This is a genomic window from Oceanobacillus salinisoli, from assembly GCF_009733865.1.
Lineage (GTDB): Bacteria > Bacillota > Bacilli > Bacillales > Amphibacillaceae > Oceanobacillus > Oceanobacillus salinisoli.
In genome coordinates this window covers 95885-120088 of the sequence record NZ_WOFB01000005.1, presented here as the reverse complement: position 1 = coordinate 120088, position 24204 = coordinate 95885, and the positions used below count along the sequence as shown (strand labels likewise).

At 37.7% G+C, this 24204-nt stretch carries 21 protein-coding genes, 1 pseudogene and 2 riboswitches; of the genes and pseudogenes, 14 read left to right on the top strand and 8 right to left on the bottom strand.

The window, feature by feature from the left end; translation table 11 throughout:
* The 7 genes and pseudogenes from GMJ66_RS05795 (at position 1) to GMJ66_RS21145 (ending at position 5553) form a co-directional block, all read left to right on the top strand.
* The gene (locus tag GMJ66_RS05795; protein ID WP_156289389.1) at positions 1 to 747 is read left to right on the top strand and encodes an ABC transporter ATP-binding protein; all 747 of its coding nucleotides are present in this window, start codon (positions 1 to 3) and stop codon (positions 745 to 747) included.
* On the top strand, positions 744 to 1499 hold the full coding sequence (locus GMJ66_RS05790; protein ID WP_156289388.1) for an ABC transporter permease: 756 nt from the start codon (positions 744 to 746) through the stop codon (positions 1497 to 1499). The genes GMJ66_RS05795 and GMJ66_RS05790 overlap by 4 nt, the downstream gene beginning before the upstream one ends.
* Entirely contained in the window at positions 1496 to 2512 is a 1017-nt protein-coding gene (locus GMJ66_RS05785) for an ABC transporter substrate-binding protein (protein WP_156289387.1), read from the top strand. The genes GMJ66_RS05790 and GMJ66_RS05785 overlap by 4 nt, the downstream gene beginning before the upstream one ends.
* An 11-nt stretch (positions 2513 to 2523) precedes the next feature.
* The gene (locus GMJ66_RS05780) at positions 2524 to 3291 is read left to right on the top strand and encodes an SDR family oxidoreductase (RefSeq protein WP_156289386.1); all 768 of its coding nucleotides are present in this window, start codon (positions 2524 to 2526) and stop codon (positions 3289 to 3291) included.
* Between the two features lie 103 nt (positions 3292 to 3394).
* Positions 3395 to 3690: pseudogene (locus GMJ66_RS20575) on the top strand (oxidoreductase); the annotation flags it as partial.
* A 572-nt stretch (positions 3691 to 4262) separates the two neighbouring features.
* On the top strand, positions 4263 to 5120 hold the full coding sequence (locus GMJ66_RS05770) for a malate synthase (RefSeq protein ID WP_156289385.1): 858 nt from the start codon (positions 4263 to 4265) through the stop codon (positions 5118 to 5120).
* 346 nt (positions 5121 to 5466) lie between these two features.
* Positions 5467 to 5553 carry a putative holin-like toxin gene (locus GMJ66_RS21145; protein WP_407939202.1) on the top strand — a complete coding sequence of 29 codons (87 nt, stop codon included), beginning with the start codon at positions 5467 to 5469 and terminating at the stop codon, positions 5551 to 5553.
* Between the two features lie 351 nt (positions 5554 to 5904).
* On the opposite strand, the gene GMJ66_RS05765 is transcribed toward GMJ66_RS21145, so the two are convergent.
* The 3 genes from GMJ66_RS05765 to GMJ66_RS05755 are packed head-to-tail and all read right to left on the bottom strand — an operon-like array spanning position 5905 to position 8815.
* Positions 5905 to 7086, bottom strand: a complete 1182-nt coding sequence (locus tag GMJ66_RS05765; protein WP_156289384.1) for a M20 family metallopeptidase — start codon at positions 7084 to 7086, stop codon at positions 5905 to 5907.
* Positions 7086 to 8597 carry a sodium:solute symporter family protein gene (locus GMJ66_RS05760; protein ID WP_156289383.1) on the bottom strand — a complete coding sequence of 504 codons (1512 nt, stop codon included), beginning with the start codon at positions 8595 to 8597 and terminating at the stop codon, positions 7086 to 7088. The genes GMJ66_RS05765 and GMJ66_RS05760 overlap by 1 nt, the downstream gene beginning before the upstream one ends.
* A gap of 2 nt (positions 8598 to 8599) precedes the next feature.
* Positions 8600 to 8815, bottom strand: a complete 216-nt coding sequence (locus tag GMJ66_RS05755) for a hypothetical protein (protein ID WP_156289382.1) — start codon at positions 8813 to 8815, stop codon at positions 8600 to 8602.
* A 437-nt stretch (positions 8816 to 9252) separates the two neighbouring features.
* On the opposite strand from GMJ66_RS05755, the gene GMJ66_RS05750 reads away from it, so the two are divergent.
* Together GMJ66_RS05750 and GMJ66_RS05745 are read left to right on the top strand one after the other, a co-directional pair.
* Positions 9253 to 10890 (top strand): PucR family transcriptional regulator, encoded by a 1638-nt coding sequence (locus GMJ66_RS05750; RefSeq protein WP_156289381.1) that lies wholly within the window; start codon positions 9253 to 9255, stop codon positions 10888 to 10890.
* Between the two features lie 48 nt (positions 10891 to 10938).
* The gene (locus tag GMJ66_RS05745) at positions 10939 to 11058 is read left to right on the top strand and encodes a zinc-binding dehydrogenase (protein ID WP_231514827.1); all 120 of its coding nucleotides are present in this window, start codon (positions 10939 to 10941) and stop codon (positions 11056 to 11058) included.
* A 154-nt stretch (positions 11059 to 11212) separates the two neighbouring features.
* On the opposite strand, the gene GMJ66_RS05740 is transcribed toward GMJ66_RS05745, so the two are convergent.
* On the bottom strand, positions 11213 to 11896 hold the full coding sequence (locus GMJ66_RS05740) for a hypothetical protein (RefSeq protein WP_156289379.1): 684 nt from the start codon (positions 11894 to 11896) through the stop codon (positions 11213 to 11215).
* A gap of 872 nt (positions 11897 to 12768) precedes the next feature.
* Positions 12769 to 13281, bottom strand: coding sequence for a hypothetical protein (locus GMJ66_RS05735; protein ID WP_156289378.1), 513 nt, complete (start codon positions 13279 to 13281; stop codon positions 12769 to 12771).
* A gap of 759 nt (positions 13282 to 14040) precedes the next feature.
* Here GMJ66_RS05735 and GMJ66_RS05730 point away from each other — a divergent pair.
* Positions 14041 to 14607: a DUF4256 domain-containing protein gene (locus tag GMJ66_RS05730; RefSeq protein WP_156289377.1), complete on the top strand. Its 567-nt coding sequence runs from the start codon at positions 14041 to 14043 to the stop codon at positions 14605 to 14607.
* A gap of 235 nt (positions 14608 to 14842) precedes the next feature.
* Here the strand turns inward: GMJ66_RS05730 and GMJ66_RS05725 are convergent, their stop codons facing one another.
* Complete coding sequence (locus GMJ66_RS05725) at positions 14843 to 15268, bottom strand: OsmC family protein (protein WP_156289376.1); 426 nt, start codon at positions 15266 to 15268, stop codon at positions 14843 to 14845.
* Between the two features lie 55 nt (positions 15269 to 15323).
* Complete coding sequence (locus GMJ66_RS05720; RefSeq protein ID WP_156289375.1) at positions 15324 to 16940, bottom strand: sodium:solute symporter family protein; 1617 nt, start codon at positions 16938 to 16940, stop codon at positions 15324 to 15326.
* 156 nt (positions 16941 to 17096) lie between these two features.
* Positions 17097 to 17207: riboswitch (SAM riboswitch) on the bottom strand.
* A gap of 403 nt (positions 17208 to 17610) precedes the next feature.
* Here GMJ66_RS05720 and GMJ66_RS05715 point away from each other — a divergent pair.
* A complete protein-coding gene (locus GMJ66_RS05715) occupies positions 17611 to 18054 on the top strand; it encodes a MarR family winged helix-turn-helix transcriptional regulator (RefSeq protein ID WP_231514826.1) in 444 nt (147 codons plus the stop codon).
* A complete protein-coding gene (locus GMJ66_RS05710) occupies positions 18055 to 19452 on the top strand; it encodes an MATE family efflux transporter (protein ID WP_156289373.1) in 1398 nt (465 codons plus the stop codon). It abuts the gene before it with no gap.
* A gap of 278 nt (positions 19453 to 19730) precedes the next feature.
* Here the strand turns inward: GMJ66_RS05710 and GMJ66_RS05705 are convergent, their stop codons facing one another.
* Complete coding sequence (locus GMJ66_RS05705) at positions 19731 to 20633, bottom strand: glycine betaine ABC transporter substrate-binding protein (protein ID WP_156289372.1); 903 nt, start codon at positions 20631 to 20633, stop codon at positions 19731 to 19733.
* 642 nt (positions 20634 to 21275) lie between these two features.
* On the opposite strand from GMJ66_RS05705, the gene GMJ66_RS05700 reads away from it, so the two are divergent.
* Positions 21276 to 21989 carry a 3-ketoacyl-ACP reductase gene (locus GMJ66_RS05700; protein ID WP_156289371.1) on the top strand — a complete coding sequence of 238 codons (714 nt, stop codon included), beginning with the start codon at positions 21276 to 21278 and terminating at the stop codon, positions 21987 to 21989.
* A 549-nt stretch (positions 21990 to 22538) separates the two neighbouring features.
* Positions 22539 to 22640: riboswitch (purine riboswitch) on the top strand.
* A 355-nt stretch (positions 22641 to 22995) separates the two neighbouring features.
* A complete protein-coding gene (locus GMJ66_RS05695; protein ID WP_156289370.1) occupies positions 22996 to 24108 on the top strand; it encodes a BMP family lipoprotein in 1113 nt (370 codons plus the stop codon).
* The last annotated feature ends 96 nt before the right edge of the window (positions 24109 to 24204 follow it).

Sequence of the window (24204 nt, the reverse complement as noted above, 5' to 3'; positions counted from 1 at the left end):
ATGAGTTATTTAATGCTGGATGGGGTGACCTATTCGTACGAAGATAAAAAGCAGATCGTCCAAGGAATTACCTGGAAAATAAACAAAGGGGAGTTTCATAGTCTTGTAGGCAGAAGTGGATGTGGCAAAACCACTTTATTAAAAATTGCAGCAGGATTATTACAGCCTGATGAAGGGGCTGTTTACCTAGGAAACGAGAAAATAGTAAAGCCATCACTTGAGATTGGCTATGTGTTCCAAGCACCAACCTTGCTTGAATGGAAGTCAGTTATGGACAATGTGCTCCTTCCCGTTTCGCTGAAAAGAAAGCCGACAAAAGAGGACTGTGAACGGGCCAGTGCATTACTAGCAAGCATGAGACTTGGTGACTATCAATACCATTACCCTACAGAGCTTTCAGGAGGACAGCAAAGTCGGGTAGCCATTGCCCGTGCACTGATAACCAATCCATCGTTACTGTTTTTGGATGAGCCGTTTGCCGCATTAGATGCCCTGACAAGGGAAGAGCTGCAGGATGATTTGCTGACACTTTGTCAAAAAAATAGGATGACGGTTCTCTTTATTACCCACGATATTTCAGAAGCAATTTACCTATCCGATCGTGTTGCTGTCATGGAGGAAGGAAACATGATTTATGATCTAGAGGTAAACCTGCCCAAACCACGGACCGGTGAAATAAAATATGGTGATTCATTCAATCAGCTTTGTTTGCAGGTGCGTCACGAGATGAATGGAGGGAGAGTATGAAAAACGATAAAATATATTCCATCCTTCTGTTCCTTTGTATCATTATCGGGTGGGAGCTTCTGGCAAGCAGGATGTCTGAGCTTGTTTTGCCAGCTCCATCCGTTATTCTTGCGGTGTTATGGGACGGACTTTCCACAGGCTATTTATTTCCGCATCTATACCGAACAATGCTGGAAATAAGTATCGGACTATTTTTCGGAAGTGTATTCGGGCTCTTCATAGGTATTTTAATGGGTGAAATCGCGTTTTTACGTCGCCTACTCCTCCCATATGTGATCGCGAGTCAGGCTGTTCCAAAACTGGCATTGGCCCCGCTGTTTATATTATGGTTTGGATTTGGTATGACATCGAAAGTGGTCATTACGGCCCTGGTTTGTTTTTTTCCGTTACTGGAAAATACGGTTACAGCTATCAGACAAACAGATCCAAAGAAGCTGGAGTTATTTCGGATTTTAAATGCAACCCGCCTGCAAACACTCTTCCGTCTGAAACTGCCGGCGAGTTTGCCTAGTATCATGGCTGGGTTCCGGGTAGCCGTGATTTTAGCGGTTGTCGGAGCGGTCGTCGGAGAATTTATCGGAGGCAGTGAAGGGCTGGGAGCGCTGATTATTGCTACCCAAGGAATGATGGACACACCACTAATGTTTGCCGTCCTGATTGTCCTGACTGTGATAGGGATGATTCTTTATCAATTAGTAAATGTAGTGGAATGGTGGTTATTAAAAGCATATCGAAAGGAGAAGAAAAGATGAATGCTAAAAGAGGCTTCACGGGATTCATGGTCCTATTGCTTGTACTATTAACTGCGTGCACTGCCGAAACGGAACAAGATCAAGCTTCCACCGATAAGAAGCTGGAGAACATCCGCGTCGCAAGCTGGAGTCAGCCGATTTCTGAACAAACCAATTTACTGGCGGAGGAAGAGAAAAATTTCTTCCGTGATCAGGGAATACAACTGACCTTTATTCCTGGTGCAGGTGGGGCAGACGCGATCAAAAACATTCTTACGGATAAAGCGGATATTGCCTATACCGATTCTGGTTCATTGTTCTTTGCATTGGATAAAGGGGAAAAGCTTCGGGTGATATATAATATTTATCCACAAAACGTTTTTAATATTGTGTCTTTAAAGGAAAATAACATTACCCAACCAGAGGATTTAAAAGGAAAGACCATTGGCGTTTACAGTTTATCAAGCGGAACTCGTCAGAATTTACTGCTCTTGTTGCATGAAGCAGGTCTCACGGAGGAGGATGTAACGATTGTGGAAACGGGCATCTCCAATTTCGCTCCGCTAATTCAAGGGCAGGTTGATGCGACTGCGGCTACAGATACAGGGCTCTATACGGCGAAACAAAAAGATCTTGGCGAAGTGAATGTGATGGAAGTAAAGGATTATTTAAACTTTCCAAGTGATGTTTTTGTGGTCACAGAGGAAACCTTTCAAGAGAAAAAGGAAATTTTAGAGAAGTTTTTACTTGGTTTTCGAAATAGTACGCAATGGATGATGGATAATCCAGAAGAAGCTGCCAAACTTGCTGTAACGTATGCGATTGATGGAAAAGATGAAGCGATTAATCTTGAAATTATCAAATTGCGTAATGCCGCAAGTGTTTCAGAAGCAACCGAAGAAAAGGGGCTCGGTGCGTTTCAAGTAGATGCCCTTCAGCAGGCTGCCGATACTTATAAACGATTGGGTTTAATTGAAAACACCCTTGATATGGAAGCTGTTGTCAGTGAGGATCTTATTCCTAATAAAGAATGAGGAGTGTTTCGATGAATTTTAAAAATAAAGTGGTTCTTGTAACCGGTTCGAGCCGTGGAATTGGTGCTTCTCTTGCCCGTGGGTTTGCACGCGAGGGTGCGACAGTTGTTGTTAATTACCTCCAAAACAAAAGGGCCGCAGAGGAGGTAGTCACTTCCTGTATAGAGCTTGGCGGTGATGCGTGGGCAATTGGTGCGGATGTTACGGATGAGAGTGCTGTGAACGAGATGGTTGAGGAAATTCTCCTGGAGGCGGGAAAAATCGATGTTGTCGTAAATAATGCGTTTAAGTCATTTATGTTTAACCCTGAACAGCGGAAATTAGCCTGGCAATTAAATTGGGACGATTATCAAGGACAAATCGATGGAGCCGTTCGCTCTATTCACCATGTTTGCCAAGCTGTCATACCCGCAATGAAAAAGCAAAGTAGTGGCAGTATTATTAATATGGTCAGTAATTTAGTGGAAAGACCGATTGTTCCATACCATGAATATACAACAGCAAAGACAGCCGTGGTTGGCTATAGCCGGAATTTGGCAGCAGAACTTGGCCTTTTCGGTATCCGTGTTAATTGCGTAGCTCCTGGACTGGTTTATCCGACAGATACTACCCGAGATACAAAAGAAGAGGTCAAAGATATAATCATTTCACAAACCCCGTTACGAAGGCTCACAACACCTCGTGATGTGGAAGGACCCGTGCTGTTTTTGGCATCGGAATGGAGTGAATTTATGACAGGCCAAACCCTTTATGTTGATGGCGGATTTGTCATGAAATAATCAATAGATAGGGATGGGTATCCAAACAAATGGCTACAGAGTGGATTACACAAACATTGGAACGAGTGAAAACAGCATATCCGCTTGGGAAAACCCTCCAGTAATACTTAATACATTGAAATATGGTAGTTCTGTAGCTACATGTGGTTTAACGGGTGGAATAGAAGTTTCCACTACCGTTTTTCCTTAATTTCAAGAGGTGTCAATTGACTTGGCATTGACTCGGTCGAATATCCAATGAAGAAGCGTGTAAAAGTTTGGGAACGTCTTGGTGATGATTTGAAACCAACAACGCTAAATGAAGATATGGTCAATGAAATCTCATTAAATGAACTACCGGGAGTATTAGCAGATATTTTAGAAGGAAAAGTACGTGGAAGAATGCTTGTTAAACTATAAAAGATGATATTCTAATGTCTTAAGCAGGTATTTCATAAGTTAAGCTATCAATTATAAATAAAGTTGTGCCGATTTCTCCCTTTTGGATAAATTCTTATCTAAGGGGAGATTTTGTGTTGTTGAAAAGAATCAAAAGTTGTTTAAGGCAAAATGGTTCTGTTAAAGGGTGTGATAGGTGAAGATTGTTATAAAGTATTTCCAAATACAATGAATTTGTATCTTGAAAAATATTTTATTATATAACATAATAAAATGTATTGTCAATAATTAATTTGTGATTCTTCAAAATAAATGTTACAATAATCATACAATTACTTTTTTAAATCGTATTTCATATTCTGGATGTATTTCTATACAGATAGAAGGATGGATGCGTTTTTTTAATTTCCTTTTTAGTATGATGAAAAAGAAAATGTGTTATAGAATCTAGGTGTTAAATGGTGAATCTCACTGTTGAAGGGCGACTACAGAGAGTCATTTCAAAAAAGTCGGATTCAAACAAAGGAGTAGCTCTAAAGGTAAGTTGGTTGGGTAAGGGAACCAGTTTTTTAACTATAAGGAGGACTAAAATATTGAATCTTATCAATAAGAAAGTTACACATGAGCAATTTGGCGTCGGTAGTATCGTTAAGTATAATGATTCTTTTATTGAAATACATTTCACATCGGAAAATAAAAAGTTTGTTTTCCCCGACGTATTTGAAAAGCACTTAGAACTGCATGATCAAAGTGCTGCACATTCCCTTGAAGAAATGATACAAAAAAAGGAAATGGAACGAAAGAAAGAAGAATGGAAGAGGGAAGAGGAGAAAAAAGTTCAACGTCATGAACAGCAACTTCGATTAGAACATGAAAAACTGATGAAAAATCATAAACTTCATCCCAAATCACAAATGGTTTTCTGGTGTGATTCAGAAGAACAGAATCGTGCTTTTTCAGACTGGAAGGTTTTTTCAGCTGTCATAAAAAGTGGTACTAACAAAGGGAAGCCAAACAAACCCATCCGCATGCACCAAAATAGTGCTTGCCTTTTAACAGCAAGGGATTCCAGTGTGCCTGAAAAAGATAGACGTATCTTAGGTGTCTACATGGTGAATGAAGATTTTATTGGTAAGCTTTGTGAAGATGGATATATACCTGCTCATTCCAAATTCAGACTCCAACTTACAGAAGAAGAATCGGATCAAATGCTCTTTTGGAACTATTATGTAAATGAAAAACTCCCCCATAAAATGGCATGGAATACAGGGAAATACCGTTATTTTGATAATGTATGGATGGCTCAAATTTTACTTGATATGGTTTCTTTAAAACGTGATTCAGAGGAACGAGAGACTGCGCAACGATTTTTTGACCATTTTTGTAAAATGAATCAGATAAAAGAACAAGATTTACCAAAGCCTGATGGCGCGTTAATGCGTATTGGTTAAAAGGAAAAAAGGGTCAGTCCCTCACTGCGCTAAATTGATAGCGTGGCAGGGGGCTGACCCTGTATATTAGTAAACGCCCGATTCGTTCAACTAACAATCAGTGGGGAAAGTGCACCCCAATAAAGTGAAGTTTCCCTTTATTCAAGAGTGATTAGGTTCATATTGTATCTAATGGCCAATCATCAACACGGAGAAAATAGTTGCTGAAGGAAAATTAAAAATCGTCTTCTTTAAACTCCCTAGGCAAGTGATATAATGGAAATATGCAATAATCGTGTTTTCCTTAAGGGAGGTCGGCGCATTCCTGTCGGTTGTAGTGTCATACGATACGCTATAACGGAAGGGGGTGTTGCCCTTGTCTGTTTTTGAGACACTGGTTTTAATGATTGCTTTTGCAACGCTCGTTGTGACGATTATTAACCAAAAAAAATAGACCTCCCTTAGTTTGACAGCCGAGTGAGGTCTATTCCTTACCTGCGCTGACCCCTCTTAAAGGGGAGCGATTTATTGCTGACCGGAGATATTGACGTATCTTCGGTCTTTATTAGTTTATGTCTTTTTCCTGTCTCTATGTTTATTATAACACGAAAAGCAGTTTGCAAACCAAAAATAAGTGATTGTTATTGTTAGCTTTCTGGGAAAAGGATCAGTCCTCCTACTGCGCTAAAGTGCTAGCGTGGCAGGGAACTGACCCTATATATTCTACTGTAATTAGAAAAAGCGTTTTATCATATCCCAACGAGATGCTTATCCTGTTCGTATTATTTATGGAAAAAGACCAGCATTAATCGCTGGTCTTTTCACCTCTTAATAAATAAGAAAGATATATCTCTGCCACTTTTTCAACAGACGAAAGCTCTATACATTCATTTGTTTGGTGGGCCATTTCTTCTTTTCCAGGACCTAGTATGACAAATGGAATGTTTAGGTAAGGGATTAACTGTGATGCGTCTGTGTAAAATTGTAGCCCTTTGACTGTTGAATCATAGGATAATTCACGGTAAACTTGTTGCATTTCTAATACAAATGTTTCACTTTTATTTGTTGAAACAGGAGGACGGTTGTTCTCAATTTCAAGATTAATAGTGAGACCGGGCTTATTATTCATTTGTTCTCTAGCTATTTCATTTGCACTCCCGATGATTCTCTCATGATCTTGATCAGGCGTTGTTCGAATATCCATCGTGGCCATCGCCTGATTTGGAATGATATTTGTTTTTACTCCTCCTTTAAACTGGGTGATGGAGCAGGTGGTTTTACCCAACAAGGGATCATCATAAGAGGTGTTAATGGTTTGTTTTAATTTTTCCAGAAAAAGTGTTACTTCTTCTACTGCGTTTATGCCAAGATCTGGGCGTGAACCGTGTGCAGCTTTTCCAGTAGCCTGAACATTCAGCCAAAGGGCACCTTTTTCACTTATTCCAATCCCTTCCTTTGTGGGCTCGGGAATGATCATTGCTTCTACATCATCTAAATATCCTTGCTCACGTAAACTGATGGCACCTATTCCACCTGATTCTTCATCGGCAGTGAAGCAGAACTTCAATGTTTTCTGTGGTGTGATTTCCTTTTCAATAAAATAAAGTGCAGTGACAATCATTGCAGTGACACCGCCCTTCATGTCAGCAGAACCACGGCCATGTAAGAAGCCATTCTCATCAACTACTGCATCAAAAGGAGGATAGTTCCAGTCCTCCGCATCGGAAACCGGAACTGTATCAATATGGCCAACAAATGCGAGGGAGCGGTCTTGCTGGACACCTGGAATGGTGATCACAAGAGAGCCTCTATTTTCACCATGATCAATGACGTTATAAGTAATTTTTTCTCTTGGGAAAAAATCAAGAATAGCGTTTACGACATCCATTTCGTTTCCTGGAAGATTGGTTGTATTGGTTTGAACAAGTGATTTTAAAATCTGCCTGTACTTATTATGAGAAAGGTACTCTTTTATCTCAGCATGCATTAGTTAACATCCTCTCTATTAAGTATTATTGTTTCTTCTTCCATTTCATTAATATTTACATAGCGATCGGCAATTTCCATATTTTGTGGTTTGGTTAAATAGCTAACAGCAATAAAGACGATAATATTAGCAATTAAACCAAGGGTACCAGCATGGATATCAAATGGAGTATCTGTGTTAATCATTTGGTAATAGACATTTACTGCAAAACCAGTTATAAGCCCGGTAATTACCCCTGGTCCGGTTGCTCGTTTCCAATACAGTGCACTATAGACCCCTGGTGCAAATTGGACAATTGATCCATATGCTCCGGCAAGTAAGGCAATTAAACCCTGTCCTCCAAATACGGCAACGAAATAAGCAAGTGCACCGACTGTAACAACGGCAATTCTCATAATGAACAATACTTCTTTATCTGAAAGGTCTTTTTTCATATTACGTATTACACCATCCGTAAATTCAAGGGATGCACTGTGTGTAATGACGTCAGATGATGACATAGCCGCCGCTAAAGCTGCTGCCCCTACAAGACCATAAACAATGCCAGGTAAATCTAATATAGTTGTCACTAGATACGGTAAGATTTGGTCAGGATCACCGAGTTCTTCCACACTAATCACACTTACCCCAGCAAAACCAACGAGTAATAATGGAATGAGAAACAGAGTGAAAATTGGATATGCAATAACGGTTTGTTTTATTGCTTTACTTTTGGAAGAATACGAACGTGAAAAGAGATGCGGCCACATCAGTAAGCCGATTGCAGATACAATAATCAACGTTGTAAAAGCCATTGGTGACATCGTTGATCCTTCCGCACCAATTTCCAGAAAACCAGGTTTATCTGCTATAATGTTTTCGAACATGGAATTTGTACCATTATTCAATTTATTTACTATCATAAGTCCAACAGTCCATGAAACAACAATCATTAATAACCCCTGAAAAACATCCGACCAAGCCGCTGCACGTAGCCCACCTGTTGCTACATAGATGACAACTATGGCGTATGCAATCAATGCGCCAAGCCAGAAAGGAATTCTTCCTTCTGTCATTACATCGAAAATAATGGCCATACCTTTTAATTGGATAGCTAAATATTGAATGAATGCAAAGAAGGAAATAACACCAATTATAATTGCGAGTGCCTTACTGTTAAAACGTTTTTTGAGAAATCCTACAAGCGAATATAGCCCAAACGTTCTACCGATTTTTCCAATTTTAGGACCAATAAAATACCATGGAAGAATACCTAACGCTAAATAGGCGAGTATATATAATGCTGGAGCACCACGAGAGAAAGCCCAACCCGGTGCACCAAGGAATGCAAAGGCACTAAATATGGCTCCACCCATTAAAAACCATGTAACAAATAAATTTAAATTTCTTCCTGCCACAGTAAATTCAGTTAGTGATTCTTTATCTCTGCCTCGGCCAGAAAAAATCCCTATAGCCAAAGCGATAGCTAAATAACCAATCATCATGATCAAAGCAATTTGCCATTGTTCCAAGACTATTCCTCCCTTTTGTTATCCGGATCGATAAAGTGAAAAATGATAACGGCTATAAATATAATGAACGTCCACAAACAAACCCAAAAGAAAGAAAATGGTAGTCCCATTATTATCGGGTAAGGTTTATTTGCTAATTCAAACACTGGAAAGATAAAAGATGAGAGTAATAATAACACCGTAATCCAGTAAGCTCGTTGAAATTTTTTTCGACTCATTCTTTCACCTCCTTCTATAAGGTCCATATACTTGTTATGGTGCCTCATCCTCCTATAAATCCCAGGATGTTAATCCATCCCCTCCTTCGTCCTGGATATAGACAGGGTGAAGGTCGGAAAGATTCTGCTATCCCAATAGGTGGGTGCGCTTACATATGTTGTTGAAAGGTACTTTAGGCAGAGACCCCAATTTAGTGAAAATATAACTGCACGTTCATGGTTTACTTTTATCCTCCTCCAACCTTCACGATAGTCGCAGTTTGGTTTGGAATATTTTATAATTATGAATTATTCTGTAAAATAGAGGGTTTTTTAAAGTGTATCACGAATTAAATTGTAATAAGGAATAAAGATTTCTATTAAACTTTGTTCTTTTGTACAAAGAAATGAATTTATTTATAAAAATTTATAGCTGAATATTAAATGGGGGATGATTTATGAATATTACTGAAATGATTAAACTAAAAGTATTTACAGATTCAGAGATATTAGCTGGAAATGAGGGATTAAGTAATCTTGTACTTAACGCAACATTCATCGATGCTCCAGATGGATATCAATGGTGTAAAGAAGGGGACTTTGTACTTTCGACTGGGTATCCTTTTATCAACAATAATCAGTGGGAAGAAGGCCTAATGAATTTACTTGAAATACTTGTTGAAAAAAAATGTTCCGGTCTTGGTGTAAAATTAGGTAGGTATATTCCGAAATTACCAAGTAAAGCCATCGTGTATGCAAATTCAAATGGCTTTCCAATTATATCGCTGCCAAACCATATTTCTTGGGCAGATATGATTGTTCCTATATTTACTCAAATCAATAAAAAAAATCAACAGGAGTTAGAAAAGACGCATCAAGTATATGAGCAATTCCATATCCATCTTAAAAATCAGGAAGATATTCAAGAACTTGCCGAGTTACTCCATAAAATTACAAATTCACCTGTTACCATCTATATTAGAAAAAATAATAGAATAGTAAACTCAGCTACCTCTATACTATCACAACACGATATTGAAAAATTGATTTTAGAGCTGTATTACAACCACGAACAAACCATTCAACGATTACAATGGAATAACCTAGACTGTACTGTCAGGTGGATTTATAATTCGGAGCGTATAGAAGGAGGCGTTTTCCTATGGCGGGAGAAATCAAATCTTCAAACATGGGAAAAAGCCGCCTTAGAGCAGGCAGCAGTGATTACTGCTCTTGAAATTGAACGTCTAAAAACACTCTCTACCAAAATACAGCATTTTAAGAATGACTTCTTACTCATGTTATTAGATACAAACAACAATAAAACGCGAGAAGTTCTATTTAGAAACGCGAAAGAAGTTAACTGGGATTTGGAGGAACAATATAAGGTAGTTTTATTGGATTTATATTCAAAAAGTGATTGGAATAGTGAACTATCATTATGGAGTAAAAAAGAAGAACTTTTAGAAATCATGGAAAATGAAATAGAATGGTTATTCCCCAAAACCCCTATTGGCTTTGATTCACAATCACGTTTTACCTTATTAATCTCACAGGAAGTAAATACAGATACACTTAAATATAAGTTAGAGAAATTAATATCAAAATTGGATAGTACTACCTTCTATGGAGGTATTGGGAGATTAAGTTCAGTTAACAAATTATCAACCAGTTATAACGAAGCAAAATTAGCTTTAAAAATATCGTATGAAAATATGTTAAAAGACTCAAATCACAGTAAAGGAGTTCAATTATATATTCGAGATTTCTCTAAATTAAATATAGAACGTATACTTTTTTCTGATGATCCAAAACAGGAGGCCAAGAATCTTGTTACTGAATGCCTTAGTGAAATTATAAATTATGATAAAAAGAAAAACAGTGAACTTTTAGATACATTAAAGCAATTTTTAAAACACAATGGAAACTATGATAAGACAGCGGATTCTTTATTTATACACAAAAATACTGTGCGATATAGAATGAATATAATTCGTGATTTAACAAATCTCAATCCAGGGAATGTTAAAGATCAATTACTTTTCCAAATTGCATTAGCTACACTTAACTCATTTCCCGTTTCTACGAATAAGTAATTTAATAGTCCATTGTTTCTTAGTTATTCCAGAAAGGAAATGGGTCTTATGGAAGAAGGAAAAGTAAGACCAGTTATGGATAGAAGCTATTCCTTAGAAAAGGTTCCAGAAGCACTTCAATACCTTGCACAGGGACATTCACGAGGGAAAGTTGTGATAACCACTTAATACTCTCGATTAAAGTATCCGTTAACCATTCTTGCTGCGCAAAAACAGTGTTGTACGAAAAACCGCCAATAATACTATATTGGCGGTTTTAAAATGTAAAGTCCTAGCTACCTATCTCCTGCCTTAAACAAACTCAGTTCAACAAATCGCCCACTTAAGAGGAAATAGTCTTTGGCTGTGCCTTCCGATTCGACGTTTGATTCCTATTCCTCCATAACCCTACCGCTATCCATATACAACCAAGGGAAACTAACAGTCCGTGGGTTATTCTTAACGGTTGTCCAGCTAAAAATTGAGGAATATACAGACTCATCCCGATTGCAAATGGAAGACCCATCCATTTCGGATATTTTCCAGATTTCCAAATGGCAATTGCAAGTATAATAGAGGCAATGGCGAGCAGCAGGAGTCCAATAAGAAACATAACAAGACCTGCTCCAGAACGAACGATGTCTGCTTGACTAAGCAAGGCGGCTGACTGTTGTTTAATCGCTTCCTGCCCTATCGCATGTAAACCAAATGTTTCCCCTCCGTAAAACGGTAAGGTTAATCCAATCCCTAATAAACACAATACTAACGCCCAATACGTAAATGAGCGTACATTCGTGCCTTGTAATGAGTTGTGAAACCCAAGTAAACCAAGCGGAAGAAGGGTGAAAGCGACAATGGCGAGCATATGTGCTACTAACCATTCTGTTGAAGCGAAAGCTGTAGCACCCTCCATGGATATTTCATCAGAATACGGACGTAACGCTGGATAAATGACAAACAAAATTCCTGAAATCACGAGAGATAAAGCACTTAGGTGAATACGATATTCCTTCTTAAATAATGGCATGGTTTTTCCTCCTTGATTTGATAGTGCTAAAGGGGAGGGGAGTAATACAAGATTAACGGAAAATTAATCGCATACTGAGTCAAAGCTTTCATACTGATTTTATTTTACTTTAACAATATATAGAGGTACGTGGTTTTATGTAAAAGTTCTATTAAGTTTTTTATGGATAAACGAATGAAGGTTTGGCAATTGCATCCATATTCATGTGTATTTTTATAAGATACAAATTTTTACAATACTATATGATGTTCCGAAGACTCTCGTAGGTTTGTCCTTTGTGAAGGTACTAAAATATTAAAAAATAACGAAACCCCTGTCTTTAAGAAGTGGGGGGGTTTAAAATAATAGCTTATTAATGATTGACCTTGAATTAATTCTGGACCACTGTAAAAGGGATTGGACTCGAATATTGAACTGTAGCGCACCACAAAAGTTAGAGTAGAAATCTAACTTTTGTGGTGCGCTACAAACACAAGTGTTTTCTGTATAAAATTCAAGTTAGAAATTAGGCTGATTTTCTTATTTACGTTTAACGCGGTGGAAATTCATACTACATATACGTTTCCGTTTCATTAATAGAAATGAAATATTTTTCGATGGCTTAAATCACGTGATTAACTGGCTGTAAGACCCCCACTTCAAAAATTATAAGTGGACGACCAACAGACGTAAATTCTTGATTTGTTCAGAGGCCTTTAGGTCATCTTTTAGGGTTTACAATCAATGGTGATGAAAAAACCACTGATTGAAGATTCACTTTATTATTTTTTACAAATCCTAACAAGCGAATTACCAGACTTAACAAGAGTGGATGCCTGTCCCCATGGACCTGTAATATAATGGGACTCACTGATTAGGTGAATCCTATGATATTACTTATACTTCTCATTAGTAATAAGGTAAAAGAAGGTTACCTTTCCGTTATCTGCATGTGCACTAAGCTCATAATAACCACCTATACCTTCCCATCTATTAGTAAATTCGTTTTCAAAATCAGGCTTTATCTCATCAAAACCAACCATTTTAGCCAATTTAGATTTCTCATCAATTTTAACCTCTTCTTGTGGAGTGAATGTAATTCTTGCTGGGTTCCCATTAATATACATAATTTCCAATCCATTTTCATATTTTTCTGTAGGTGCTTCAGCTGAATCAAACGTAGTGTTTTCTGTAGTTGAAGGCTCACCATATTTAGAATGAATCTCTTCCTTTGTTAAACTTCCAATTGTATTTAAGTCAATTATAACCTCTTGCTTTTCTTCTCTATTCTCTTCAGTGTTTTGTTGTGCATTTTTTTCTTCATTTTCATTGTTGGCTTCAGTTCCACTACATGCAGATAGAATTAGCGTGAGCACCAAAATAACCGAATATGAAAGGTTCTTCATATCTTTCGCCTCCTGCTTTTATTTAATCAGTTATTTATTATTTACATGCATGGACTTAAAATATTCAAAAAGGCCACCGGTAGGTATTGTGAAAAATGTGAGTTTTCAGTAAATAAATTCCCACATTTTTAATCCATATTCAATGTTTGTTTTATACTTACAGGGAATATGGCCATAGCTCACTGTATCTCCAAAACCAACTAGACTCTGGGATTTCAAAAAATTTACGCATGTCTATGGATTGATTCACTAATTCTCACTTGTTACATGCAATAATTGTAGTATTGCCCTATATTGACGGAAATGGTACATCACAATTATTATTAAATTTAGAACTAGCGAAAGATAGCTTCCGCCGATAGTCATCTGAGTAGAAAACTGTTTACATGATTAAGCACTACTAGATAAAGCACATACCCAAGAAGATTATGATGATTCTATTCGGTTGGTCGTAAAGGAAGTAGAAGATTCGATGTTGAATTTAAATGTAATGGAATAATGGTTATAACAGAATAATAAAAGTGAAGTAACCTAACTACGCTTAAGTTCATCATACCCACAAATCAAGTATAAATTTTAGTACAGTATAAAAGTTCCTCTAATAACAAATGTGATACTTTCCTTTTTATTTGTGGGATCGCCTGTAAAGGTCAAGAAAATCAAAAATGGATTGTGAACTATACTCAAATAAAGAGAGAATATAACGATTCGAGGCAATTAATCTTTAAACCATTATAAAACAATAAGGGAGAAACGAATATGTCAAAGAACAACAAGGAGTTGCCACTCGAAAAACGTAAAGAATTACTCAATACATTGAAAGCCCGTTTTGAGAAAAACAAGAACCGCCACCAAAGTCTTGAATGGGCGAAAATTCAAGCAAAGCTAGAAGCTAATCCTGAAAAACTATGGTCGCTCTATGAAATGGAAAGAACTGGTGGTGAACCGGATGTTATTGGTCATGATAAAAAGAGGGGCGAATACATTTTTTATGACTGTTCAGCGGAAAGTCCTAAAGGTCGCAGAAGTGTTTGTTATGACCGTGAAGCACTGGAGTCAAGGAAGAAACATAAACCGGAAAATAACGCTATGGAAATGGCTGCGGACATGGGCATTGAGCTTTTAACGGAAGAACAATACCGGGAGTTGCAAGAACTTGGAAACTTTGATACGAAAACATCGAGCTGGGTGAAAACACCTGCTACCATTAGGAAACTCGGCGGTGCACTCTTTTGTGATCGTCGTTACGACACTGTCTTTGTGTACCACAATGGAGCAGAATCCTACTATGCTGCTAGGGGATTTCGTGGCTTGTTAAGGGTTTGAATGTTGCGCAGACAACTAAATTTAGATGTAAGAACGGTTACTAGAGAATTTCTTCTACAGGGATTGACATATTCGTATAAATTAACATTTTAATCTAGAAATTGGAAACTATAAAGAATAGATTCATTTTTAAAAGGTATTCTATAGTTTTCTATGAAAAGATACAGTCTTTCTCCTAGTTTATATATTAATAATCAAGAAGAAGCCATAGATTAAAAATCTATGGCTTCTACTATTAGATAATTTCTTTTCCAGTCACACCATTAATCGAGTAAGTAGACGTAATAGGGACATTTATCGAATGTGCAACGGAGCAGTATTTTTCATGGGTGAGCTTGATTGCACGTACTACTTTTTCTTCGGGTAACTCTCCTTCAAAAGCGAAGTGTAGTTGTAGGTTCTTGAAGTTCTTGGGTGGATGTTCTTCCCGGTCTCCATTTACTTCTATGTTAAAAGATATTGGCTCTAAACGCATTTTTTGTAAGATGGAGACGACATGTATTCCGGAACAACCCGCAACGGAATGCAATAGTAGTTCCATCGGTCTTACACCAGCATGTTGACCACCGATTTCTTCTGCGCCATCCATTTTTATTTCGTGACCTGAAGCCGCAATCCCTGAGAATAAAACATTGTTATTCCATGTAATATTTGCTTTCATTTGTTATTCATCCCTTTCTTCACGTCTTGGAACGAAGAAGTTGTGATTAACATGATTATCCATGTAAAGCTTCTCTTTGTAGCGTAGTTTGATGCTCTTGTTTCGGTTTGCAGAATTGAATCGTTGCAATAAAGAAAGACAAAATCGCTGCAAATCCAAATAATCCAGTCAAACCATTTTGATAGAATACATCAAAGAAAATAATATTTAGCGAAGTTAACAAAAATGCAAGAAGCAACCCAATATAACCGAGTTTTGCATGTTTCTGAATCACCCACTGTGCATTTTTATCTATCAAAGTTACGATGATGATAGTGATAACATTTACGGAACTTCCTATCCAAACAGGATGAATGTTTAAGAAAAACTGATCTGGTTGCCATCCGCCTAAATGGTACCATAATAGTCCACTAGAAAATCCGGTAAGTAAGGAAGCGATAACGGCATTTTTCGTAACGACCGGCCAGAATAATGCAGCAATCACTGGCGCAAAGGTTGCACTGTTACGAATCGTCCAGGCAAGTACATTCCACCAGGCAGATTGTTCCGTACGTAGCATTCCAAATATAATCATAAGACCAGTTAGCAATAATAAAGATATTTTCGTATATTTAATAAGTTGTGCTTCTGTTGCTTTTGGATAAATCGCACGAGCTGTATCGCGTCCAAGGCTAGTTGCACCAGAAAACTGGCAAGGCCCTCCCCAACCTAGTGCACATGCCCATACTCCTAAGAAAAATAATCCAACTAATGGAGCTGGCAATACTTCCATTAAGTAGTGTGGGATGGCAATTAAACCAGTTGTCGCATTCGGTACGACAATTGCTGCACCGACTCCAAATAATACTCCACAAACAATAAATGGGATTGCCATGACACCAGCGATTACCATTCCTTTTTGACCTTCTTCCGGAGATCTAGATGATAATGCCATTTGAAAGGCAGCTTGTGCAAGAATGACATTAACCAAGAACGTACCAAACCAAGCGACAATTACTTGTAGTCCAACATTATCTAAGTCAAACATCGCTGGGGAAGCACTGGCATACGCCTTTAGTCCCTCTACCCCAGGATTGATGAAAAAAGCGATTAATCCAACAACAAACATGGCAATAAATAGGAAAAAATTAATGGTTTGTGTAAATGCCACCGACCACATCCCACCCCCCTGTAAATAGATGAACAAAAGAATAGCCGTAATCGCAACGGAAAGGGTTAGTGATATTCCGGTGAAAACGTGAATGGCTGACGCAAATGCAATTGCTGTAGCGACCGACCACATCGGAAAGGCAAAAGCTGTAATAGCACCTGAGATTCCAAGTGCAGTTCTCCCATATTTGTCTCCGATTAACCCTGAAATGGTAACCAACATTTTCTTTCGGAATGGTCGAATGATTAAAAATGCGATAATTAAAATCTGAACGATTTCAGCCACACCATACCAGATTGCAGATACCCCAGTTAAATAAGAAAGTTCTAATATCGAGATATAGGTTGATCCTGAGAATAATCCGGTAATACAAAAAGCAACAATCCATTTATTAAAATTTCTTCCCGCCACAAAATAACTTCCGGTTTTTGTTATTTTCCGTTTTGCTAATTGCCCTGCAATAATAAGGGCTATTGTATATCCAACTGCTAGGACTAAAATCCAAATTCCATATTCACTCATTAAAATTCTCCTCTATATAGTTTGATAGATGGCTGTTTAAATCTATTCATTTACTTGGAATTAGATAGGGTAAGTACCTCCTTTCCTATTGGTGGAAAGGGAACATAAAAAACCCCCTTCCTAAGAAGAGGGTAATAAATTTTTATACTTGTCCTCTTCTTATCTTTCAAACAGTTATATCTGTTTGCTGGAATTGGCACAGTACTCGATACGAGCCCGCTGCCGAGGTTTCAAAGGGCCATTCCCCTCCACCTCTCTTAATAAGAAGTTGCATATGTAATTGTTAAATAAGATACAATACTTTGGAAATTACGTCAATAGTATTTTTGGATTATTAGGAGTTTTCCTGGAAAACTGTTGAAAGAATATCACCTATTTTACAGATTGTAATTGCAAAACTTTATCACGTGAATAACTAGCTGTAAGACGCTTAACGAGAAGAATTCAAGATTCTTCAAGAATGGTAAGTGGGGGCGGGGAGCCAGTAAACCACTCCTGATTAGTTCCCAGTGGGGGATGAAAAAACTACTGATTGAAGATTCCCTTCATCAATACGAAAAATTCTTGTTCAATTAAGTTAGGTTACTAATTAATTTTAAAATAATTTATTGCGTGTTTTTGTTGACGGTGGTACTATATAAAGTGTTGTTTTATTAGGGAGGTAAGTATTTTGGGGAGAGGTATTGAAGAAAAGATTGGCTATCAAATCGGGGTGGTGGCCCATTTATTTCAAAATCATTATAATCAGCAGCTTGCTAAATACGATGTGACGATTGCTCAAGCAAGGGTTTTATACTTATTAGTTGAGCAGGGGCCGCAGTCGCAAGGTGAATTACAGCAGCAATTATATATAAAAGGTTCGACGATGAATGGGATTATCGAGTCCTTGTTAAATAAAGAGTTGATTGAAAAAAGTGAGAATCAACATGATAAACGGTCTAAAATGATCAGCTTAACCGAAAAAGGTAGATTCATAGACCAACGCTTATGGGATGATATGGCTACCACAGAGGATCGTGTATTAAAAGGATTTACGAAAGAGGAAATAGCTTTAATGAGGCTTTGGCTTGGAAGGATAAAATCAAATATAGTTAAAATAAAGGAGGAGGAGTAAATGGAAGTGAGAGAACAGACAGAATTACTTGGCAAGCAAAAAATTTCCACCTTACTCCGTAATTTATCGATTCCGGCGATGATCGGAATGTTTGTGATGACTTTATACAATGTGGTCGATACTGTCTTCATTTCCTATGGGGTCGGAATGGATGCCGTTGCTGGAACGACAATTGCTTTTCCTTTGATGATGATCGTAATGGCCGTTTCGGCTGCATTAGGTATGGGGGGAGCTTCTGTTATTTCCCGTCGTTTAGGTGAGCAGCGGGGGAATGAGGCAAACCAAATATTTGGAAATATCATCTCCATGATAGTAATTGTAAGTATTGTAGGTCTAATCATCGCCTTCTTTGGATTAGAGTCGATACTTGTATTGTTTGGTGCAACACCATCCACGTTAGGATATGCGATGGACTATATGTTTCCAATTATGTTAGGAACATTCTTCTTTTCGTTTGGGTTCGCAACAAATAATATCGTACGTTCTGAGGGAAATGCTCGATTCGCCATGATGACGATGGTGATACCAGCAGTTATTAATATTATATTAGACCCTATTTTTATCTTTGGGTTAAATATGGGAGTACAGGGAGCAGCGATTGCTACCATTATTTCACAATCTATTGTTTCCCTGATGATTTTTCAATATTACTTAAGTGGAAAAAGCTCGTTAAGTGTAACGATAGAGGACTTATCGCTTAAATGGAAAATTGTAAAAGAAGTATTAGCAATTGGCATGCCGGCATTTGTTCAACAAGCGGCAAGCAGTATAATGATGATTGCGATTAATACGATGCTCATTCAGTTCGGTAGTGAGTTTTATGTAGGGATCTATGGTCTGATTCAACGGATTATCATGTTTACGATTATCCCGATTATTGGGGTCATGCAAGGAATGATGCCGATTATTGGTTATAACTATGGTGCAAAACATTTTGAGCGAATGAGAGAGACCATTTGGCTCACATTTAAAATCGTGACCATTTGTACCGTAGTCATTACCTTATTATTAGTGTTCATTCCATCACCGTTTCTACGCATTTTTACGTCTGATCCGGAAGTAATCAAAGAAGGTTCAGCAGCGATGCAAATATTATTCTTAACCTTCTTTGTTGTTGGTGTTCAAGTGGTTGCTGGTGGTATTTATCAAGCACTAGGAAAACCGAAGCAGGCATTAATTCTATCTCTATCCAGACAGATTTTAATCTTAATTCCATTAGTGTTAATTTTACCGCACTTCTTTGGAGTTATTGGAGTGTGGATGGCATTTCCGATTTCAGACGTACTAGCTTTCACCTTAGCTTCTGCTCTGCTTTACCGGGATCGGGATACGATTTTGGTGAAGGGGAAGAATGAAGATAAAGAAAATCCTAACGTTGTTCCCACCGTTTCATCGTAAATATAGCCTCGGGCACTAAACTGGGGTCAGACCTATTAATAGTCTGACCCCGTTTAATTTCTATCAATCTGAAACCTTAGGTATAATAACTTTAGTTAAGCTGAACAAAAGGACCACACATAGTAGAGATGTCTATAATGTGTGGTCCTTTAATTTTCGGTTTAAGTCAACTATGGTGCATTAGCAAATATTGATGTTCGTTTTGTCTTAGTATAGGTATATCCACTTTGTGCTGCCATAAAAGAGCATGGATTAATAGTGCTAAATGGAAATAGCTATTATTCTTTTGGATGTAAATCTTCAATAGAATTAATGTCCATATAAGATGGGACAGCTAATCCAATCTTGGCACCTTCTACGTTCGGTCCTAAATCTTCAAATTCACCTTCATACTCAGCATATAATTCTCCATGCGTAGCTGGCATCCATGGTGCTAGAGATGCATCCGCATCACTTGTTGCTATAGCCTTAAACAATATAGCTGGATCAACTGGTGTAAGAGTGACACTAAAACCTTGTTGTTCCAATACAATTTTTGCTACATTTGTTGTAAACGTTTCAGCATCCCAAGGAGTTAAAACTAGTTCTATAGAAGTACCATCTACAGGTTCTATTCCTTCTGTCCATTCTGCAACTGTATCCTGATTTTCATCTACCCAATCCTGTGCTACTTCTTCAAATTCTTTTTCTTGTGCTTCTAACAAGGCTGCTTCCACATCTGATAGTTCCCAATTGATTCGGTCAAGTATTGTATAAGCTTCAGGCATGTCATCCTTTAAGCCTTTTCTTGTGATAGTTGTGATGGCTTCTTCTTCCCCAAATATACCTTTAGGATCTTCCAAGTATTTTATATCCCAATTGGCAAACATATAATGAGGGGACCAAGCACTAACGACAATTGGCTCTTCATTATCTATAGCCTCGCTTAATTCTGATAACATGGCGCCTGTTGAAGACAATTCCTGTTCCCAGCCATTAAGGCTATCATAAGCAGATATAGCCTCTTCATTTGTTTCAGATTGTCCAGCACCAGGCTCAATACCAGTAATTGTATACTCCATTTCTTCGCTAACATTGGCTTCCGTTTGTGCGTTTCCTTCATCGGATCCACAACCTGCAGCTATTAGGGATAAGGATAAACCAGCAATTACCCCGAATTTTTTCCATTTAAAGTTAAACATGTTGTATAACTCTCCTCTGTTGTATATTGCTGTTCTCCTGTTCATGAATGGTGTATACCATTTTCGTCAAGAACAACATATTTAATGTTATAGGTTTTATTTGTTCTAATCAAACAGTAAAAACAGTTATTCCTGTACAAATAGTACAAACAGTTTCGAATAAAACGCTTTATTTAAGATAATAAGTCGATATTGTTTGATTTACTCCCAATTACAACCATTCTTGCGCATTTTGCTAAAACTTAGTCCCTTTATGTCTGAAGGGGACACTAGGACAGTGACCCCTCTACGTTCCCTTTTGAGTGGTTCCCGAGCACATTGAGTCACGTAGAACCTGTCTACGTGCCCTTATGAATGATTGCAGACAAATTGGGTCACGTAGAACCCATCTACGTGCCCTTATGAATGATTGCAGATCGAATTGGGTCACGTAGAACCTGTCCGAGACCACTTGAAAAAGCACCTTCTTAAAAAAAGGTGCTTTTTAGATCAATCCTGCTTTCTCAAACTGAAACGATAAACCTGGCTCTCTGATTCAAGCTTTCTATGATGTCAACATCATTCTACAATAATCCGGATCCATGCTATATTTGTTGTAGAAGAATATTAGGCTCATTTAGAACATAGAAAGGATGGATAAGTATGCAATCCCTACGAGGCAAAAAAGCGTTAATTACAGGGGGAAGTAGAGGAATTGGACGGGCAACAGCATTGGAACTTGCAAAAGAAGGGGTAGAGATTGGTCTCATTGCCTGGTCGGAGAGCAGCTTTGATAACGTTCGAAGAGAATTAACTGAATTAGGTGTGAGATTTTCTACGGCTGCTGCTGATGTATCGAACGAAGCTGATGTGGAACGTGCTGTGAAAAAAATAGAAAAAGAGATTGGTGCAATTGATATTCTTATCAACAATGCAGGGGTTGGGGCCTATGGATCATTTCTGGAGCTTACAACCGAAACGTGGAAAAAGCTATTGGATACGAATTTGATGGGGATGGTTTATGTTACAAAAGCGGTCTTACCAACCATGTTAGAGAAAAATAAAGGTGATATTATCAACATTTCCTCCATGTCCGGACTAAAAGGGACAGAAGGATCAAGTGCCTATAGTGCGTCCAAATTTGCTGTTATTGGCATGAGTGAAGCCCTAATGCAGGAGGTTCGCCGTCATAATATTCGCGTGAGTGTTCTGACACCAAGCCTCGTGGAAACAGACCTGACAAGGGATAATGCTCAGCGGGACCCGGATAGATTTACTCAGCCAGAAGACCTTGCTCAATATATGGTAAGCCTGCTTAAGCTTGAACAACGCTCGTTTATTAAGACTTCCGCAATTTGGGCGACGAATCCGTTTTAGAGGAAGAGGGATGAATGCCTATCTGAATATTTTTTTGGGTATATAATGGAATATTTAGTAGAATTTACGATTATTTGTCTCTCCGTATGGACATTCAATAAGACATCCATTAAATAGTAAATCTCTCAATTAAAAACTCTAGCATTTTGGCACAGAGGTTTAGATTATAGTGTATAATAGGGAAGTAATCGAGAATAAGGTTATACTGGATAAAGACATTCCGGTATATTTTGATTTGTGTTATGGGCTACAATGGAGGGGTTGTAATGTCGCATTCAGAGAGTAACTGTGTCTGCCCCTTTAGTTTTTGAATTTTTTAATAGACGTTTTCAGAAAAGACGAACAATATTCCTTAAAAAAATAAACATTATTCGTGTTTTCAAGGTATTATTTATTTTTGAAATTATTAAATAAATATAAGTTTGATTGAATGAAATATTTGTTTGATGTGTTTAAAATTAATGTTCATAAGGGATTCGAGGTGTTTCTATTTTAACTCATGTTTCGATTCTCATAAAAAAACATTTGCATTATGAGAAAAGGGTGATATACTAAAAAACGAACATTTTTCATATAATCGCAGGAATATGGCCTGCAAGTTTCTACCGGTTTACCGTAAATAAACTGACTATGGAAGGCGAGTCCGGATAACGTTTATTTTTTTACTATCAGCATCTATAAATTTGCAGACGATAGTTAAAAGTAAAACATCGACTTTCTCCCAAATGGACGATAAGTTGTGTTTTTTAATAGATGTTTATCTTATTTCGGTCTATTAAGCTCGAAATACATGCTTGTACATAGTACGCATGTGTTTCGGGCTTTTTCTATAGGATTATATGAAAATAGAATACATCCATCAAAGTAGGAGGAGTTTAATAGATTAGTTTTTTCGCTTTTTCGAATAGGAACATGAAGTTGTCATGATGAATATTTTATCATCGTTTATGAAAAACTACGAGAAATTAAATTATTATTCTAATAAAAGAAAATAGGAGGGTAATCGATGAAAAATCGTATATTTTTACTTTTTGTTTTATTTCTATCAATAGGTTTGTTCCTGGCGGCATGTGGTGGAGCAACGGAAGATAATAATGCTGGAACAGAAGGAAATGGAGACAATGCATCTGAAAATGAAGAAGCTTCTTCAGACTATCAAGTTGCGATGGTTACAGATGAAGGTGGTGTAGATGATAAATCATTTAACCAATCAGCTTGGGAAGGTATCCAAGGTTGGGGAGAAGAACTTGGTTTATCAAAAGGTGAAGGTTTTGACTATGCACAGTCAGATGAGAAAGCAGATTATATGCCTAACATCACTCGCTTTGTCCGTGACGAATATGATCTTGTGTTTGGTGTTGGATTTAAATTAAAAGAAGATCTTCAATCAGCAGCAGAACAATTTCCAGATACTAATTTTGCATTAGTTGATGAAGTAATTGATGCTCCAAATGCGGTTAGTATTTTATTTAAAGAACATGAAGGCTCATTCTTAGTTGGCGTAGCGGCTGCTATGAAGACGAAAACGAATAATGTTGGATTTGTTGGTGGAATTGACTCTCCGTTAATCAAGAAATTTGAATCTGGATTTATCGCAGGAGTTAAATCTGTGAATCCTGACATAGAAGTCGATGTACAATATGCTGAATCTTTCACGGATTCCGCAAAGGGAAAATTAATAGCAACGAACATGTATGACAGTGGGGTAGATGTCATTTACCATGCCGCTGGTGGAACAGGAAATGGTGTATTTAACCAAGCTAAAGACATTAAACAAAATGATTCTGATCGTGAAATCTGGGTAATCGGTGTAGATCGTGACCAGCATGATGAAGGTCAAATTGGAGAACATAATGTTACATTAACGTCTATGGTGAAACGTGTGGATGTAGCCGTTCAAGACGTGATCAACAGAGGAATCAATGGTGAATTCCCTGAAGGAGAACAAATAGAATACGGTATCGAAGAAAATGGGATATCTGTTGCTACAACCAATGAAGAAGCAATGACAGAAGAAATCATTTCTGCTGTTGAAGATTGGCAAGAAAAAATTCTTAACGGTGAAGTGGAAGTACCACAGACTATGGATGAATTAGAGGCATTTGTTGACTCATTATAAACAAAAGTAGGGAAGGCTTATGTAGCCTTCTCTACTTCATTTGGTAGACCAGCAAAAATCTTCAACGAAAGAGGGGTTGAATAAAAGCCTTCTTTC

Coding starts and splice junctions, on each gene's coding strand:
- GMJ66_RS05795 (WP_156289389.1), top strand. CDS start 1: ATGAGTTATTTAATGCTGGATGGGGTGACCTATTCGTACGAAGATAAA.
- GMJ66_RS05790 (WP_156289388.1), top strand. CDS start 744: ATGAAAAACGATAAAATATATTCCATCCTTCTGTTCCTTTGTATCATT.
- GMJ66_RS05785 (WP_156289387.1), top strand. CDS start 1,496: ATGAATGCTAAAAGAGGCTTCACGGGATTCATGGTCCTATTGCTTGTA.
- GMJ66_RS05780 (WP_156289386.1), top strand. CDS start 2,524: ATGAATTTTAAAAATAAAGTGGTTCTTGTAACCGGTTCGAGCCGTGGA.
- GMJ66_RS05765 (WP_156289384.1), bottom strand. CDS start 7,086: ATGCATGCTGAGATAAAAGAGTACCTTTCTCATAATAAGTACAGGCAG.
- GMJ66_RS05755 (WP_156289382.1), bottom strand. CDS start 8,815: ATGAGTCGAAAAAAATTTCAACGAGCTTACTGGATTACGGTGTTATTA.
- GMJ66_RS05750 (WP_156289381.1), top strand. CDS start 9,253: ATGAATATTACTGAAATGATTAAACTAAAAGTATTTACAGATTCAGAG.
- GMJ66_RS05745 (WP_231514827.1), top strand. CDS start 10,939: ATGGAAGAAGGAAAAGTAAGACCAGTTATGGATAGAAGCTATTCCTTA.
- GMJ66_RS05740 (WP_156289379.1), bottom strand. CDS start 11,896: ATGCCATTATTTAAGAAGGAATATCGTATTCACCTAAGTGCTTTATCT.
- GMJ66_RS05735 (WP_156289378.1), bottom strand. CDS start 13,281: ATGAAGAACCTTTCATATTCGGTTATTTTGGTGCTCACGCTAATTCTA.
- GMJ66_RS05730 (WP_156289377.1), top strand. CDS start 14,041: ATGTCAAAGAACAACAAGGAGTTGCCACTCGAAAAACGTAAAGAATTA.
- GMJ66_RS05725 (WP_156289376.1), bottom strand. CDS start 15,268: ATGAAAGCAAATATTACATGGAATAACAATGTTTTATTCTCAGGGATT.
- GMJ66_RS05720 (WP_156289375.1), bottom strand. CDS start 16,940: ATGAGTGAATATGGAATTTGGATTTTAGTCCTAGCAGTTGGATATACA.
- GMJ66_RS05710 (WP_156289373.1), top strand. CDS start 18,055: ATGGAAGTGAGAGAACAGACAGAATTACTTGGCAAGCAAAAAATTTCC.
- GMJ66_RS05705 (WP_156289372.1), bottom strand. CDS start 20,633: ATGTTTAACTTTAAATGGAAAAAATTCGGGGTAATTGCTGGTTTATCC.
- GMJ66_RS05700 (WP_156289371.1), top strand. CDS start 21,276: ATGCAATCCCTACGAGGCAAAAAAGCGTTAATTACAGGGGGAAGTAGA.
- GMJ66_RS05695 (WP_156289370.1), top strand. CDS start 22,996: ATGAAAAATCGTATATTTTTACTTTTTGTTTTATTTCTATCAATAGGT.